Source organism: Collinsella aerofaciens, from assembly GCF_015554145.1.
In the GTDB taxonomy this organism is placed as follows: Bacteria; Actinomycetota; Coriobacteriia; order Coriobacteriales; family Coriobacteriaceae; genus Collinsella; species Collinsella aerofaciens_AA.
Window position 1 is genome coordinate 44,340 of the sequence record NZ_JADNHZ010000003.1, and the last position, 16,366, is coordinate 60,705.

The window sequence follows — 16,366 nt, forward strand, 5'->3', positions numbered from 1 at the left end:
GACGGTATCATCAGCCACGACCCCACAACCTACGTGACGCAGGTCACGGTGCCGGTTGCCCCAGCAAAGTAAGAACCGCCCGGAAGGCATCGTGCTTCCGGGCGGTTCTTCAATTTGACTATTGATGCACTAAGCCTGGGGCACCTCGCCAGTAGCCAGGATCCGCTCGAGTGCGTCCTCGTCCAGCACGGGTACGCCCAGCTGCTCGGCCTTGGTGAGCTTGGAGCCCGCTTTGGGGCCGGCGACCAGATAGCTCGTCTTCTTTGAAACACTGCCCGAGACCTTGGCGCCGAGCACCTTGAGCGCCGCGCCCGCCTCGTCGCGCGTGCGGTTGACGAGCGTGCCCGTGAGCACAAAGGTCAGACCCGCAAGCGGCTGTGCGTCGGCAAGCTCGCCTGCCACGCCAGCGTCGGCCGCGGCTTGCGCGTGCGCAGCGCCCAAATCGACCTCGAGCGACAGACCCGCCTGGCGCAGGCGCTCCAGCACGGCAAGGTTCTCGGGCACGGCCAGGAACTGCTTGACGCTCGCCGCAATCTTGGGACCGATGCCCTCACACTCGGCGATGTCCTCTTCGCTCGCCAAGATGAGCTTGTCAATCGACAGGAATCGCTCGGCGATAACCTCGCCCACACTCTTGCCCACATGGCGGATGCCCAGGGCAAACAGCACGCGACCGAGCGGCTGGCTCTTGGACTTGTTGAGCTCGGCGATGATTTTCTCGGCCGTCTTGAGGCCCACCGGAATGGGGTCGCCCTTCTTGACGCCCTTTTTGCTGTTGGAGCTGGCGTACACGCGGCCCGTGTCCAGGCCGGCGATGTCGTCGACCGTGAGCTGGTAGAAGTCCGCGACATCATGGATCAGACCGGCGGCGATCATCTTGTCGACGATCTCGTCGCCCAAGCCGTCCACGTCCATACAGCCGCGACTCACCCAGTGGAGCAGGCGCTCCTTGAGCTGCGCGGGGCAATCAATGGACACGCAGCGGTAGGCCACCTCACCGTCCTCATGGACCACGGGGCTACCGCACACGGGGCAGACCTCGGGCATCTGCCAGTCAACGCTGTCGGCCGGGCGCTTGTCGAGCACGGGGCCCACGACCTCGGGAATCACGTCGCCTGCCTTGTGCACGATGATAGTGTCGCCCTCGCGCACGTTTTTGCGGCGGATCTCGTCGATGTTGTGCAGCGTGGCGCGCGCGATGGTGGAGCCGGCGACCGTCACCGGGTCGAACTCGGCGACCGGCGTGAGCACACCGGTGCGACCCACCTGGATGCGAATTTCGCGCAGGACGGTCTGCTTTTCCTCGGGTGGGAACTTAAAGGCAATGGCCCAGCGCGGTGCGCGGGCAGTAAAGCCCAGGTCGAGCTGCTGCTGGAAGCTGTCGACCTTTACGACCACGCCGTCGATGTCGTAGTCCAGGTCACCGCGATGCTCGAGGGCCTGGGCGCAGAACTCGTGGACCTCGGCCGGCGTGGCGCAACGGGCAACGTTGGGGTTGACGCTAAAGCCGGCGCTACGCAGCCAGTCCAGGAACTCGCGCTGGCTGTGGACGTGCAGCGGATCGGTATCGGCAATGGCGTAGATAAAGGTAGCCAGGTCGCGGCGCGCCGTGACCTTGGGGTCCTTTTGGCGCAGGCTGCCGGCGGCGGCGTTGCGCGGGTTGGCGAAGGGGTCGCGCCCCTCGGCATCGGCCTCGTCGTTCAGACGAACAAAGCTGCCCTTGGGCATATAGACCTCGCCGCGCACCTCAATGGTGCGCTCGCGGTCGGCGCCCATGTGGGCGAGCGCCGGCTCGGACAGGTGCATGGGCACATCCTTGATGGTACGCACGTTGAGCGACACGTCCTCGCCCGTTGTGCCATCGCCACGTGTGGCGGCGCGCACGAAGGTTCCGTTTTGGTAGGTAAGCGCCACGCCCAGGCCGTCGATCTTAAGCTCGCAGGTATAGGTGACGCTACCGGCACCGAGCGCATCCTCGGTACGCTGGAGCCACGCGTCGAGTTCGTCCAGATCCATGGCATCGTCCATGGAATACATGCGTGCCATATGCGTGACCGGCGTAAACTGCTCGCTCACGTAGCCGCCCACGCGCTGGGTATAGCTGTCGGGCGTTACCAAATCGGGGTAGGCCGCCTCGATTTCCTGCAGCTCAACGAGCATTTTGTCAAAGGCAGCGTCCGTGATCTCGGGCGCGTCGAGCATGTAGTAGCGGTACGCGTGGTAATCGAGCTCGTGGCGCAGCTCGGCCGCGCGCGCTGCCGCCTGGGCACGGGCGTCGGTCGGTGCGGCGGCATCCGCGCTCGCGGGCGTTTCGGTATCGATGTCCACACCGTCACCAAACAGGCTCGATTGCTCCATAGCGGCACTCCTTCGCTCGATTTCAAACGGATACAAGAGTACCACCGGTCACCATGACGCCGAATAACCCTTTCGAACCGCACCGAATCGGCAGCCGCCAGACTGGGGTGGATCGCGCGATTAAACCATGCCCTTGCCGTTTCTAAATGATCCGTTTTCCTCCGTCTCCAAGGGATCATCGCGAAAAGAGGGGCTGTCCCGCGCTGGCGGAACAGCCCCTCTGGCTTCGGCATGTGCGAAACGGCTCGTTAGAAACCCTGACCGTTGCCCTGACCCTGACCTTGCTGGCCCAGCAGCTCCTCCAGGTACTGGCGCAGCTGCTCGTCGGTAATACCGCCGTTGCCGGTGTCGGTCGAACTGTCGTCCTGCTGCTGGTTCTGCAGCTCCTCGTCGGAGCCCAGCTCGACGGTGACCTTCTTCTCGTCCTTGCCGCGCATGAGCGTGATCTCGACCTTCTCGCCCACCTCGTGGCTGCGCAGCGCGATGATCAGGCCGTCGGCGCTCGTGATCTCGTCGTCGCCCAGCTTGGTAATGACATCGCCCTCCTGGATGCCGGCCTTGGCAGCGGGTCCGTCCTCAACGACGCTTGCCACGTACGCGCCGCTATCGGTGCTCAGCTTGTTGGTGCGGGCGTTGAGCGCGTTGACGCTCGAAAGCGTGGCTCCCAGGTACGGGTGCACCGGCGTCTTACCGCCGATGATCTGGTCGGCAATGTTCTTGGCGTAGTTAACGGGAATAGCAAAGCCCACGCCCGAGCTGGAGCCCGAGTAGCTCTCGATGAGCGAGTTGATACCCACGAGCTCGCCGTTGTCGTTGACGAGCGCGCCACCGGAGTTGCCCGGGTTGATGGCGGCATCGGTCTGGATCATGTTGGCATAGATGGTGTTACCGTTGGTAGAGCTCATGGCCGTTGAGCGATACAGCGCCGACACAATGCCCGTGGAGACAGACTGCTCGTTGCCAAACGGCGAACCGATCGCCATGACCCACTCGCCCACGTTGAGCTTGGAGGAGTCGCCGATCTCAATCGGGGTGAGCTTGGAGGCATCGGCGTCCTTGAGCTTGATGACGGCTAGGTCGCTCGAGGCATCGTTGCCCACGAACTCGGCCTCGTAGGTGGTGCCGTCGTCCATGGTCACCACGTACTGGTCATAGCCATCGACCACGTGGTTGTTGGTGAGGATGTGGCCCTCGGTATCGAGCACCACGCCCGAACCGACGCTGCCCGAGTTGTCCGACTCGTCGGCAGACTGCGAAAGCGAGCCATTCTGGCCGCCGCTCGAAGTGGCGGTAATGGAAACCACGGAGGGCAGGGCCTTGGCAGAAACGGCCTCGGCCAGCGTGGTGTCCTCGGAATCAATCGTAATCTTTTGCGTCGATGAACCCGAAGCACCCGCCGTCACGGCATTCTTGCCGCCGCCAATGTTGAGCGTGCCACTCATAATGAGTGCAATGACCAGCAGGGCTCCGCAGGCACAACCGGCGAGTGCCGTAATAAAGATCGGCAGCTTTTTGGTCTTAGTCTTGACCACCGTGTGCTTGTTTACAACCTGCTGGCTGCCCAGCGGCTTTCCGGTCTGCGTGTCGTAGGCCTGCACGTAGGGAATGTTGCCGTCGGCAGGCGTCGACTCCACCTGCACGCGCGGCTGCTGCTGGGTCTCGCCGGCGTTGCCCGCATCCTGGAGACGCTGGGAATCGTTGTCGCTCATAGCTGCGATCCTTTCGTCAAATAACCAAAGGCCCGCCAAACATGTGGCGGGCCATCATTGTTCACGTTGAGTTGTACCCCAATATGCGGGCGTACGTGTACGAGAACGCAATCTTTTAGGAAGGCTTAAGTTCTGTTGCAGATTCGAGAGGGACCCGCACCTGCGTCAAAACCACCACAAAGGTGCCTGTCCCCTTTGTGGTGGAAATCTAGTCCTTAAACAGATAGCCCACGCCGCGGACGGTGGTGATGTGTGCCGCGATCTGCGGGCCCACCTTGGAGCGGATGCGTCGAATGTGCACGTCGACGGTACGCGTGCCGCCGCAGTACTCAAAGCCCCACACGCGGTGCAGCAGCACCTCGCGGCTGTAGGCGCGGTTGGGGTGCGTCGCCAAAAAGCTCAGCAGCGAGTACTCCATCAGCGTCAGGTCGATGGGCTCGTTATCGAGCGTCACCTGGTAGGTAGCCAGATTAATCTCGAGGTTATCGATGTTGAGCACATCGTCGGCGGTGACGGTCTCCTCCTCGCCCATCAGGCGCTGCGCGCGAGCCTTGAGCTCATTGGGCGTCGCCGTGGGGCACACAAAGTCGGCATGCGCGTGATTCGGCAGGCGCAGGGTACCGAGCGCCTCGTCGTCAACGATCACCAGCATGGGAACGCCACCGCGATCGTCAAGCCACTTGGCAATCTGATCGATGCGGTCGCTGCGGATGCCATCGGAGTCGAGAATCAGCAGGTCAAAGTCGTGCGCCGCAGTCGGCGAATCGGGGGTTGCCAGGCTCACCTCGACACCCAGGGTGGTCGTCAAGCTGCGGGCAAACTCGTGGAAGCGCGTCGTGCGCGCCATGAACAGGGCACTCTTATCGGACATATCGGCCTCCAAAGAAATGAGCTCAATCGTACTGAAACAAGCCAGCGCGATTAGGAGTTCGCCAGGTAGTGCTTGATCTCCCACTCGGTGATCGTAGACTCAAACTTATGCCACTCGTCGCGCTTCTTTTTGAGGAAGAAGCTGTGGATGTGCTCGCCGAGGGCATCCTTCATAAACTGCGAGTCCTCAAACACGTCGAGCGCCTCTTTGAGCGAGCGCGGCAGCGGCGCGTAGCCGGCCTCGACCATCTGACGGTCGGTAAGCTTGAGCGTCTCGGCCGTGGCCTCGGGCGGGAGCTCCAGCTTGCGCTCGATGCCGTCCAGACCAGCCGCCAGCGTGACGGCGTTGACCAGATACGGGTTGGCCATGGGATCGGGACTGCGCAGCTCGATGCGCGTGGACAGCTGCTTGCCGGGCTTGTAGACCGGGATGCGGACCATACTCGCGCGGTTGCGCAGGCCCCACGTGGCGTACTGCGGCACGGAGTCGCCGCCCGTGGTGATGCGCTTGTACGAATTGACCGTGGGGTTGGTGATGGCGCTGATCTCGCGCGCGTGCGCCAAGATGCCGGCCATGTAGTGCTTGGCGATTTCGGAGAGGTGATACTTCTCGTCGTCCTCGCCCCAAAAGACGTTGTTGCCGTCATGGTCGAACAGCGACTGATGCAAAAACATGGCGCTGCCGTCCTCGCCCGCCAACGGCTTGGGCATAAAGGAGGCGTGGCAACCGCTCTCGTAGGCCTGCTGCTTAATGATGAGTTTGGCCGTGGTGATAGCGTCGGACATGCTCAGGGCCTCGGCGTGACGCAGGCTCATGCCATGCTGCGAGCGACCGGCGGCGTGGAAGGTGTACTCCACGGGCACGGACATCTTCTCGAGCGTGAGGACCGTGTTGCGACGCAGGTCGCGGGCAGCATCACTCACCGAAAGATCGAAGTAGCCCACGTTGTCGAGCGGCTCGGGGGTGTGCTCGTCGGGGAAGTAGTAATACTCCAGCTCGGCGCCCACGTTGAGCAGATAGCCGGCCTTCTCGGCCTTGCGGAACATGCGGCGCAGGGCATCGCGCGGGTCGCCGGCGAACGGTTTGCGATCGGGAGTGCACACATCGCAGAAAACGCGTGCAACGCCGTTATGGCTCGGGCGCCACGGCAGGATCTGGAAGGTCGAAGCATCGGGAAACGCCAGCATGTCGGCTTCCTCGGGCGTGGCAAAACCCTCGATGGCGGAGCCGTCAAAGCCAATACCCTCCTCAAAAGCGACCTCGAGGTCCTCGGGGCTAATGGCAAAGTTCTTGAGGCGGCCGAGAATGTCGACAAACCACAGACGCACAAAGCGGATGTCACGCTGCTCTACGGAGCGGAGTACGTAATCGATGTTCTGCTGGTTCATGTCGCTCCCCTTTCTTTCGGGCGGGTTTCGACTGGTCTATATCGCAGATACTATCGCAGAAAAATGTTTCCGCAGGGTTAAAGCGTATCAAGCGCTCAAAAAACGTGCGCGAACAGGCAGTTGCGAACGAGTGGCTAGCGTTCAGATTCGGAGACAATTTGTCTACAAGCTCGTTCCAGCGTAGGGAACTCCATCGTCACTGCATCCCATACAACCGAGCGGTCGACATTGCCGTAATCATGCGCAAGATAATTTCTCATGCCGATAATTCCACGCCATTCGATTTCGGGATGAAGCCGCTGCGAGCGTTCCGACAACTTACCCGCTTCTTCCGTCACTCTAAGCGCACACATCAAAAGGGAGTCCGCCAACGCCCTCGTCCGCACGTCATTCGCATGCAGAAACTGGTCCTCGGTGATATCAAAAGCCCTGATGCGCTCGTTCGTTTCAGAGATGGCTTCCAAAACCTCTTGAGCGCGAAGGCCGTCTGACTTACGCGCGATCATAAAGGATCACTCCTTCGCGCTCGATTACCGCGGCAAGATCGCCATCAAGATGGTCGCTCGAGACGAGGTCAACCTGCCTCCCAGTTTCTTTGCGCACCGCCTCGCCGAATGCCGACAACGCGAAAAGACCAAAGCCCTGCTCTCGATCGACTTCGAGACGCAAGTCAATATCACTATCGGCACGTGCCTCGCCACGGGCATACGAGCCAAAAAGAATCACGGTTTTGATGGCAGGAATCGAGCTGGCCGCCTCACGGACGGCTGACTCAATCTGAGCAGTATCCAAAATGCCCGCCGCGGCGCTTTCGCTCGCAGAGTTTTTGCCAAGTGAAGGAACAAACGGCAGCGAGCGCTCGCGCAGCATCTGCCTCATAAACATATTGACCGCTACAGACGAAGTCATGCCGAGTTCTTCGCATAGCTCGGCAAATGAATCTTTAATTGACGAGTCCACTCGTACACTCAGTACAGACGCAGCCATGGATACCTCCTGTATGACATTGTCTATATATTATCACACAGACTAGCGCGAGGTCGAAGCGCGGTGTTCGATGTGGCCGGGGACCTCGATGCGCTTGGGGGCGAGCTTTGCGGCATCGCCCACCGTGGTGGTAACGACGTCGATGCGCTCGGACAGGCGCTCGACTACGCGCTCGGCAATGGTGAGGGTGTCTTGCGCGGCCGTGGTGACGCCGCCAAAGAGCACGTGGTTCCAGGGGTAATCGTCAAACGTCGCAATCTTGAGGCCAGCCGGCAACGAGGGTCCCAACTGTGCCAGTGCCTCGGTCAGACGCAGAAAGACCAGGCCGTTGACGGCAATGAGGCCGAGCTTTTTACCCGCATAGCCGCGGATGGTCTCGTCCAGGCGACTGACACCTGTGGCGCCACCGTCGGCCAGGGTGACGACCTCGCCCGCAAGACCGCGGCGCGAAAGCTCGTCGGCAAAGGACTCGGCGCGCTCGCGACGCACGGGGCTGTCATCGCTTGCCTCGGTGAGCAGGCACAGGCGCTCGCTGCCCGCGACAGCCAAGGCGTCTACCAGGCCGGCGACCAGCTCACGGTTGTTGGAGGTCACCAGATCGATGCCACCGTCGGCAATATCGCGGTCGAGCAGCACGACGGGCAGGCGCCCCGCAGCCGCGGCAATCGCCTCGTCATTGCCGCCACAGGTGTTGACGACCAGGCCGTCCACGCCGGCATCGATAAGTCTGGTGAGCGACTCCGCTTCCTTAGCGGGGTCGTTGCCGCTAATGGCCGTCATGAGCGAGCAGCCGCGCGCGGCGGCGCTGGCGGAAAGGCCCTCGAGCATGGCGCTCGAGAACGGGTTGGCGATGTCAGCCAGAATCACACCGATGAGGTTCGTACGCGAGCTGCGCAGATTGCGCGCGGCGGCACGTGGGCGATAGCCGGTGCGCTCGATAACTGCCGCGATGCGAGCACGGGTCTCCTCGGTCATTTGCCCGGGGCGGTTGTTGAGATAGCGCGAGACCGTGGCCGGGCTCACGCCCGCCTCGGCGGCAATGTCCTTGATTCTCATCTGCGCCATAGCGCACCCCGTTTCCCAATGTCGGCAGTCTGAGCCATTTTAGGCATTTTTTAAAAATCTCGGTTGCAAAACGCTGTAGGTGAGTATACTACAACTCGAAACGAAACCGATTTCGTAAATCGATTTCGGCAAGCGTTGGCACGCAGGTGCAAAGACGCACCCTACCGTCTTGGCACCTGCGTGCCAACGCTATATCAAAGGTGTACGCACGAGTAAAAGGAGCTGCGCGACCATGGGTAAAACGGTTCTTACCTTCGGCGAGATCATGATGAGGCTCTCGCCCAAAGATCATCTGCGCATTGAGCAGGCAACCGAGTTTGACGTCCGCTACGGTGGCGCCGAGGCCAACACCGCTCTTTCTCTCGCCTACCAGGGCGACAAGGCCGCTTACGTCTCCGTTGTCCCGGCCAACCGTCTGGGCGAGTGCGCCCTGCGTTCGCTGAAGGCCTACGGCGTCGACACCACGCGCGTCGTGCGTCAGGGCGACCGTCTTGGCTCCTACGTCTTTGAGGTCGGTGCCTCGCAGCGCGGCAACGGCTGCGTCTACGACCGCAAGTACTCTGCCATCAACATGGCCAAGCGCGATATTTTTGACTGGGACGAGATCCTCAAGGGCATCGATGTCTTCTACTTCTCCGGCGTGACGCCCGCCGTCTCCGATGAGATGGCCGCTGCCTGCAAGGATGCGCTCGCCGCCTGCCGCGCCAAGGGCATCACCACCGTGTGCGACGTGAACTATCGCGGCAAGATGTGGTCGCCCGAGAAGTCGCAGGCCACCATGAAGGAACTCCTGCCGCTCGTCGACATCTGCATCGCCAACGACGAGGATGCGCCCGCCGGCCTCGGCATGACCTGCGTCTCTGGTTCCCTTGCCCATGGCATCGAGGAGCGCGACACCTATGTCGAGATGGCCCGTCAGATCTGCGCCGAATACGGCTGCGAAAAGGTTGCCTCGGTCGTTCGCAACATCTCCTGCGTCGAGCGCTCCATCTGGATGGGCATGCTCTTTGACGCCGAGAGCGGCGAGCACTGGTTCTCCCCTGCTCACGACGTACACGTGCTCGAGGGTGTTGCCGCCGGCGACGCTTTCAACGCCGGCCTCGTCCATGCCCTCATCAACGACTTTGACCCGCAGGACGCCGTCAACTACGCGATTGCAGCCTCGATCCTCAAACTCACCATCAAGGGCGATTCCAACTTGGTGACCGCAGGCGAGATTGCAGCCGTGGCATCCGCCGCCGACGGTGGCACCCGCGTCGCGCGCTAGTCCGTCTCCATTCCGCGGGCCGCAGCCTTCCAATCCCATACCCCTGCGGCACGCTCCCCGATTCCTCCGGCCGGGCAAAACCACCAGTCCCATTCCGGTTTTGCCTGGCATTCCCTACACGACTGGTCGCGTAGCCGGTTTTGGAATTGCTTGAACCCCAAGCAGTGCCTCCGATAACCAATCCAAAATCGGCTCCTGACCAGCACATTTGGCAATCACGCGCCCATGCGCGCCACACATCGAAAGGAACATCATGTTCGATCAGTTCTACACCACGCTTGAGTCCCTGGGCATCGTGCCGGTCGTTGTGCTCGACAAGGTCGAGGACGCCGCTCCGCTCGCCCACGCCCTTATGGCAGCTGGCATGAAGTCCGCCGAGGTCACCTTCCGCACCGCCTGCGCCGCCGAGTGCATCGCCGCTATGGCCGAGGCCGAGCCCGAAATGTGCGTTGGCGCCGGCACTGTCCTGACCGTCGAGCAGGTTGAGCAGGCCCGCGCCGCCGGTGCCAAGTTCATCGTCTCCCCGGGTTACAACGAGGACGTCGTGAAGCACTGCATCGACATCGACCTGCCCGTCCTTCCCGGCACCGTGACCCCCTCCGAGGTCACCGCAGCCGAGAACCTGGGCCTCAAGGTCACCAAGTTCTTCCCCGCGTCCCAGTATGGCGGCCTGAACACCATCAAGGCCCTCGCCGCTCCGTTTGTCGGTCACCGCTTTATGCCTACCGGCGGCGTGAGCACCGCCAACGTCGAGGAGTACCTGAGCTCCTCCGCCATCATCGCCTGCGGTGGCACCTGGATGGTCAAGCCGGCCCTGTTTGCCGACGGCGACTTCTCCAAGGTCGAGCAGATCGCCCACGAGGCCATGGACGTCGTCAAGAAGGTCCGCGGCTAGGTTTAGCTCTCTATCGTGAAAGGGGGCGTGCCCTAAACCTCGCCCCCTTTCTTTTAAAGCGGCTCGGAAGCGCGCCGTTTCCGTCACGAACAAGAACCAAAACCGTCTTGTATGCTGATAGAACGTGACGGAAGCGACACGCCCCCGAGCCGCTTTGCCTACTCGGCTGGCAACCGCGCCCAGTTGAGCCACATCGACAAAAACCGAGCCATCAAAACAGCTGCGGCGCCGTCTGGAGGAATGGACCCTTGCTTCCGGTCTTTTCCTCCAAGCGGCACCGCAGCTTTGTGCCCCGGTTACGCCCCAACGCAGTTGCGGTGAAATAGGGACTGTTTGCGCCACCTAGGCCGCAAAACAGTCCCTATTTCACCGCAACTTATATGGGGATTGATTAGATGAACGAGTCTTTGGACAGCTCAAAATAGTCGGGATGCAAGGCGATAACCGGACCTTGCTCTTCGGGCATCAGGTGCAGGTGTGTCTCTGCCAGATAGCTCGCCGCGTCGGTATCGCCCCTCTTAATGGCCTCGAGAATCCGGCGATGCTGCCGACGAATCGGCTCCCAATCCAAATCCTGCGACACCATACGCAACCAGTTATATCGCTCAAAATGCGTGTTGATGCTCTTCATCCAATCCCACAACATGTGACGACCGGCAATCTCAAAACATGTCTCATGGAACAGGTTATCCAGGTCAAAGAAACGGCGAGTTTCGCCATGGTCGAGCGACTCGGACTCGGTAAGAATCTGCTCGAGCCGCTGCTTTTGCTCGGGCGAGGCGGCCGAACAGCATTTAATAAGCACGCTTCTCTCGAGCTTCTCGCGCAAGAAACAAGCATTCTCGGCGCGTTCCATGCTGATCTTAGAAACGTAGGTGCCGCTTTTGGGACGCGTTTCCACCAGCTCCTGCTCGCGCAGGCGCACAAAGGACTCGCGAATGGGCGTGCGCCCGATTCCCGTCTCCTTTTCCAGACCAATCGCCGAAAGGCGCGTGCCGGGCTTGAGCTCGGCATAGATAATCTTGGAGCGTAATGCGTTGTATGCCTGATCTTGCAGGCTCTGATAATGCTGGTGCTGTTCCATAAAGCCCTCGGATAAACCCTCGGTTAGTCGAATACCACCATGCAATACTATCGCATCCCCCGCCCCCTCATAAGTTGCGGTGGAATAGTTCCTGTTCAAGGCCTTCAGCAGCAAAAACAGGAACTATTCCACCGCAACTACAGCCAACGAGTTGTTGCGATTAGGTGAACGTTCACCTTTTTATTGTTTTTCTCTTCGCAAATAAAATCCCGTGCGTATACTTAGGCTCAAACGAAACCGATTTCGTTGAGCGTGGGCAATAGGATGCTAAGACGCACCCTACCATCTTGGCATCTTATCGCCCACGCAATACCATTTGCTTTCTTCCCGTCTCGTTGGACCTTTAGTCCCATTCCGGCACAGCGAGACACTTCCTAGACGACTGACCGTGGGGCCGGCTTTTCTGCTTTTGCAGCAGTGCCTCCGATAACCCTCTTTTGCCGGCCCGGGTCAGCTTTTTCACACAACCGAAAGGACGGGTAGCAACATGCGACCGCTCATCATCATGCATGGCGAGAACATCGACTGGTGCCATACCGTCATCAGAATGCTGATGTATCTTGTGGGCGTTGCAGTACTGGCACTCGGTATGAGTCTCCAGACGGCATCCGGCCTGGGCGTCGCCGCGCTCACGTGCTTTGCCACAACCCTATCCATGCTCACTGGCAAGACGCTCGGCTTTTGGATCACCGCAACCTACGTCGCCTACATCGTGGCGCAATTAGCCATCTTGCGAAGCGAGTTCCAGCCGCGCATCCTGCTCGAGTTGTTCTTCTCAACGCTGATTGGCGGCTTGACCGACCTCTTCATGGCGGTCAACCCACTGCATCCCACGGCACTCCCCACACAGATTGCGACCATGCTGCTCTCCCTCGCTGTCACCGCATTTGGCGTAAGTCTCGTCGTCAACATGGGCGTTGTCCCCAACGCGCCCGACGGCTTGGTGCAAGTCATTGCCGAAAAGCTTAAACGCCGCTTTGGTGACGTAAAAGTCGTGTTTGACTGCTCACATGTCGCCGCCTCGCTCGCGTTGTCGCTGATCTTTATGTACAACCTGGGCGGCTTTTGCGTCACGACCGCCATCTCGGCACTGTTCCTGGGCCATGTCATCAACGTCGCCAACAAGCTGTTCGCCCAGCGCTTTATCCGCGCGGCATTCGGAAAATAGCACCACCGTAAGAACCCGCGAACAGCGCTATACGTTGCTATATCTCACTATACTTTGCTATATCTTGCTATACTTTGCTATATCTTGCTATACTTTGCTATATCTTGCTATATCTTGAGCAAAGGTGGCTCACATGCAAACAAACCCTTTTAAGCCCACAGCAGGTAAAACACCTCCCACGATTATCGGCCGCGAAGATGTGCTCGAAGAATTCAATGAGGGCCTCGTCAACGGGCCTGGTGCCCCGGGGCGCCTAATGCGCATAGCCGGCGTCCGTGGAACGGGCAAGACGGTCCTCCTTGACGAGTGCTCACGTTTGGCGCAAAGCCGTGGCTGGACGGTCATAAAAGAGGTCGCAACCGAGGGACTTTGCCAACGCATTCTCGAACAGCTGCAGCCCAAATTCCAGGCCAAACACGCCAGATTTGAGCCCACCGTAGCTGGCATATCCATCGGCAGCATAGACATTGAGCGAATCGGTCCATCGCTACGCGACGCCATGAGACAGACAATATCCAAGAATGAAAATGGCCTGCTCATCACTCTCGACGAGGTTCAAGACGCAGAGCTCGATGAGGTCCGAACGCTCTCCATTGCGATTCAGCAGGTTATCGGCGAAGACCTTGATATCGCCTTTGTTTTTGCTGGGCTGCCTTCGATGATTGAAAGCATCATCAACGGAAAGACACTTACGTTTTTGCGCCGTGCCCTCCCCTTTGATCTGAAGGCTGTGGCAGTAACCGAAGTGTCGTACTCCCTCGAGGAAACCATTGAAGCGTCTGGCATGGAGTTGCAGCCAGGTATTGCCGGCCAACTTGCCGAGGCAACGCAAGGCTATCCTTTCATGATCCAACTCGTTGGATACTACGCATGGCAGTTGGCAAGACGTGCACATACAGCGATTATTGGAGAAGAAGAAGCCGAGCGTGGCATTGCAACGGCACGCGAACGCTTCTGCGCCATGGTGATTGAGCCCGCGCTGCGGCGCATTCCGCCCACGTGCATCGCTTATCTGCTGAGCATGGCGTCTTTGGGGCAGACGAGCTCGACCAGCATGGTTGCCGATGCCCTAAACAAAACGCCTCAACAGGTGAGCTCCGTCCGCAGCCGCCTGTTAAGAGAATCGATTATCGAGGCTCCCTCGTACGGCAAGGTCTCATTTGCCATCCCCTACATGCGCGACTACCTCTACGAGCACAAAGCCGAACTGGAAGTTGAACTGTAGAAACGGCAACTGCCCTGCAAGACGAAAACCGTTTTCGTACGGATTTAAAGCAGACGTAAACGATTTTCGTCTTGATTTGCGTACGGAATTAAGACGTAAATTGCGCTTTCGTACGCTTATTACCAGACGCAAATTGTTTTCGTCCGGCTATGCGTCCCCAATCCAGACGAGAAAGGCCCCGAGCTCGTGTGAGCTCGGGGCTCTTTGTGCCGCACATCTATGAGAGGGAATCGATGCGCATGGGCGCTACTCCACGTAGCCGCCCTGGGATGGCGGCAACCTCGTCGTTCCCCGCCTGATGGGCGTGCTCAAGGCATCCGTCCCCCTCTTTATCGAGGTGACCGGCAAAAAGCTCGTCGAGGAAACTATCCGCACGCACCGCGATGTGGCCGACGCCATCGCCTCGCGCAATCCCACCGCCGCGCACGACGCGATGTATCTGCACCTGGTGTATAACCGCAACATGATCGCAGAGGGCACGCAGGAACAGAGCGAATAAACGTCCGCGCGACAAGGGCGAGATCACCGTTTACCTTTTAAAAGTGAACGTTCACCTGATTTTAGGAGAATCTGATTTTTAAATCCTTCTCTTCTCCTATACTGACCTTGTATGAAAAGCAAGACTTATATAGATGAACGTTTCTTTTGAAAGGATCGCTATGTCTGATCTTATGGACAGCTTCCGTCTGGACGGCAAGGTCGCACTGGTAACCGGCGCCACCTATGGCATTGGCATGGCTATCGCCGAGGCGCTCGGAGAGGCTGGCGCCAAGATCGCCTTTAACGCGCGTCACGCCGACAAGGTAGCCGAGGCCGAGAAGCACTACCGCGAGCTGGGCTTTGAGGCTCATGGTTACGTGGCAGACGTCACCGACGAGGCCGTCGTTGCCGAGCTCATCGCCAAGATCGAGGCCGACTTTGGCACCACGCCCGACATCCTGGTCAACAACGCCGGCGTTATCCAGCGCACCCCGATGCTCGACATGAGCGCCGAGGACTTCCGCCGCGTCGTCGATATTGACCTCAACGCACCGTTTATCGTGTCCAAGGCCTGCCTGCCCGGCATGATCGCCAAGGGCCACGGCAAGATCATCAACATCTGCTCGATGATGAGCGAGCTGGGTCGCGAGACCATCGCCGGCTATGCCGCCGCCAAGGGCGGACTCAAGATGCTCACCAAGAACATCTGCTCGGAGTTTGGCGAGGCCAATATCCAGTGCAACGGCATTGGACCCGGCTACATCGCCACGCCGCAAACCGCACCCCTGCGCGAGACGCAGCCCGACGGCAGCCGCCACCCGTTTGACCAGTTCATCATTGCCAAGACGCCGGCCGCCCGTTGGGGCACGCCCGAGGATCTGAAGGGTCCCGCCGTGTTCTTGGCTTCCGATGCATCGAACTTCGTCAACGGCCACATCCTCTATGTCGACGGCGGAATCCTCGCATACATTGGAAAGCAGCCTCAATAAGCGTCGCCGCAACTGCCCACATCAGGTTTCATCCACTCGTTTTTCATTTGAGTTGCGGTGAGATAAGGATTGGCTTTGGCTTCTATCAGGCAAAACAGTCCGTATTTCACCGCAAGTTAGAAATAGAAAGGTAATTCGCAATGAAGATCGCTCTGATCAATGAGAACTCTCAGAACTCCAAGAACCCTATGATCGAGGCTGCGCTTAAGAAGGTCGTCGAGCCCATGGGGCACACCGTCTTTAACTATGGTATGTATGCCGACGCCGACTCCACGCCCCTCACCTACGTGCAGAACGGCATCCTTGCCGCCGTGCTGCTGAACTCCGGTGCTGCCGACTACGTCGTAACCGGCTGTGGCACCGGCGAGGGCGCCATGCTCGCCTGTAACTCCTTCCCCGGCGTGCTGTGCGGCCACGTTGCCGACCCGCTCGACGCCTACACCTTTGCCCAGGTCAACGATGGCAACGCCGTCGCCATGCCCTTCGCCCTCAAGAACGGCTGGGGCCAGGAGCTCAACCTCGAGTACACCTTCGAGAAGCTCTTTGGCTTTGGTTCGGGCAACGGCTATCCTGCCGAGCGCGTTGAGCCCGAGCAGCGCAACAAGAAGATCCTCGACGGCGTGCGCGCTGTGACCATGCGTCCACTCGTCGACGTCCTGGGCGAGATCAATCAGGACCTGGTGAAGGGCGCACTTGCCGGCGAGCACTTCCAGGAGTACTTCTTTGCCAACGCCACCGACGAGGCCATCATCGCCAAGGTCAAGGAGATCCTGGGGCTCTAATCGCACGACTCATTGCAGCTAACGCAAGCGACGGCCGTCCCACGTACGGGACGGCCGTCGCTTTTTGCTATTTACCGACCGGTGCCGCGGGGTCAGCC

General features: G+C 59.8%; 15 protein-coding genes. 7 read left to right on the forward strand and 8 right to left on the reverse strand.

From position 1 onward, the window contains the following. Positions 1 to 129: 129 nt before the first annotated feature. From ligA to I2E13_RS01830, 7 genes are all read right to left on the reverse strand, one after another. On the reverse strand, positions 130 to 2,358 hold the full coding sequence (gene ligA, locus I2E13_RS01800; RefSeq protein ID WP_195404022.1) for an NAD-dependent DNA ligase LigA: 2,229 nt from the start codon (positions 2,356 to 2,358) through the stop codon (positions 130 to 132). 248 nt (positions 2,359 to 2,606) lie between these two features. Beyond that, the gene (locus I2E13_RS01805; RefSeq protein WP_195404023.1) at positions 2,607 to 4,067 is read right to left on the reverse strand and encodes a S1C family serine protease; all 1,461 of its coding nucleotides are present in this window, start codon (positions 4,065 to 4,067) and stop codon (positions 2,607 to 2,609) included. A 208-nt stretch (positions 4,068 to 4,275) separates the two neighbouring features. Continuing rightward, complete coding sequence (locus I2E13_RS01810; protein WP_089573201.1) at positions 4,276 to 4,938, reverse strand: response regulator transcription factor; 663 nt, start codon at positions 4,936 to 4,938, stop codon at positions 4,276 to 4,278. Between the two features lie 50 nt (positions 4,939 to 4,988). Further along, entirely contained in the window at positions 4,989 to 6,326 is a 1,338-nt protein-coding gene (locus I2E13_RS01815; RefSeq protein WP_195404024.1) for a glutamine synthetase family protein, read from the reverse strand. Between the two features lie 134 nt (positions 6,327 to 6,460). Further along, positions 6,461 to 6,832 (reverse strand): HepT-like ribonuclease domain-containing protein, encoded by a 372-nt coding sequence (locus I2E13_RS01820; protein ID WP_195404025.1) that lies wholly within the window; start codon positions 6,830 to 6,832, stop codon positions 6,461 to 6,463. Then, complete coding sequence (locus I2E13_RS01825) at positions 6,819 to 7,313, reverse strand: type II toxin-antitoxin system RelB/DinJ family antitoxin (protein ID WP_195404026.1); 495 nt, start codon at positions 7,311 to 7,313, stop codon at positions 6,819 to 6,821. The genes I2E13_RS01820 and I2E13_RS01825 overlap by 14 nt, the downstream gene beginning before the upstream one ends. 42 nt (positions 7,314 to 7,355) lie before the next feature. After that, positions 7,356 to 8,378: a LacI family DNA-binding transcriptional regulator gene (locus I2E13_RS01830; RefSeq protein ID WP_195404027.1), complete on the reverse strand. Its 1,023-nt coding sequence runs from the start codon at positions 8,376 to 8,378 to the stop codon at positions 7,356 to 7,358. A 232-nt stretch (positions 8,379 to 8,610) separates the two neighbouring features. On the opposite strand from I2E13_RS01830, the gene I2E13_RS01835 reads away from it, so the two are divergent. Next, positions 8,611 to 9,645 carry a sugar kinase gene (locus I2E13_RS01835; RefSeq protein ID WP_035136871.1) on the forward strand — a complete coding sequence of 345 codons (1,035 nt, stop codon included), beginning with the start codon at positions 8,611 to 8,613 and terminating at the stop codon, positions 9,643 to 9,645. Between the two features lie 253 nt (positions 9,646 to 9,898). After that, the gene (eda, locus tag I2E13_RS01840) at positions 9,899 to 10,540 is read left to right on the forward strand and encodes a bifunctional 4-hydroxy-2-oxoglutarate aldolase/2-dehydro-3-deoxy-phosphogluconate aldolase (protein ID WP_035136869.1); all 642 of its coding nucleotides are present in this window, start codon (positions 9,899 to 9,901) and stop codon (positions 10,538 to 10,540) included. A 391-nt stretch (positions 10,541 to 10,931) separates the two neighbouring features. Here the strand turns inward: eda and I2E13_RS01845 are convergent, their stop codons facing one another. Then, on the reverse strand, positions 10,932 to 11,624 hold the full coding sequence (locus tag I2E13_RS01845; protein ID WP_195404028.1) for a GntR family transcriptional regulator: 693 nt from the start codon (positions 11,622 to 11,624) through the stop codon (positions 10,932 to 10,934). A 487-nt stretch (positions 11,625 to 12,111) separates the two neighbouring features. Between I2E13_RS01845 and I2E13_RS01850 the strand changes: the two genes are divergently transcribed. The 5 genes from I2E13_RS01850 to I2E13_RS01870 all read left to right on the forward strand — a co-directional run bounded on the left by I2E13_RS01850 (position 12,112) and on the right by I2E13_RS01870 (position 16,268). Continuing rightward, positions 12,112 to 12,792, forward strand: coding sequence for a YczE/YyaS/YitT family protein (locus I2E13_RS01850; RefSeq protein WP_195404029.1), 681 nt, complete (start codon positions 12,112 to 12,114; stop codon positions 12,790 to 12,792). A 133-nt stretch (positions 12,793 to 12,925) separates the two neighbouring features. Next, positions 12,926 to 14,017 carry an ATP-binding protein gene (locus I2E13_RS01855; RefSeq protein ID WP_195404030.1) on the forward strand — a complete coding sequence of 364 codons (1,092 nt, stop codon included), beginning with the start codon at positions 12,926 to 12,928 and terminating at the stop codon, positions 14,015 to 14,017. Between the two features lie 298 nt (positions 14,018 to 14,315). After that, positions 14,316 to 14,516: an FCD domain-containing protein gene (locus tag I2E13_RS01860; protein WP_229057775.1), complete on the forward strand. Its 201-nt coding sequence runs from the start codon at positions 14,316 to 14,318 to the stop codon at positions 14,514 to 14,516. A gap of 160 nt (positions 14,517 to 14,676) precedes the next feature. Beyond that, a complete protein-coding gene (locus tag I2E13_RS01865) occupies positions 14,677 to 15,486 on the forward strand; it encodes a gluconate 5-dehydrogenase (RefSeq protein WP_138114095.1) in 810 nt (269 codons plus the stop codon). A 140-nt stretch (positions 15,487 to 15,626) separates the two neighbouring features. Then, positions 15,627 to 16,268, forward strand: a complete 642-nt coding sequence (locus I2E13_RS01870; protein WP_195404031.1) for an RpiB/LacA/LacB family sugar-phosphate isomerase — start codon at positions 15,627 to 15,629, stop codon at positions 16,266 to 16,268. The last annotated feature ends 98 nt before the right edge of the window (positions 16,269 to 16,366 follow it).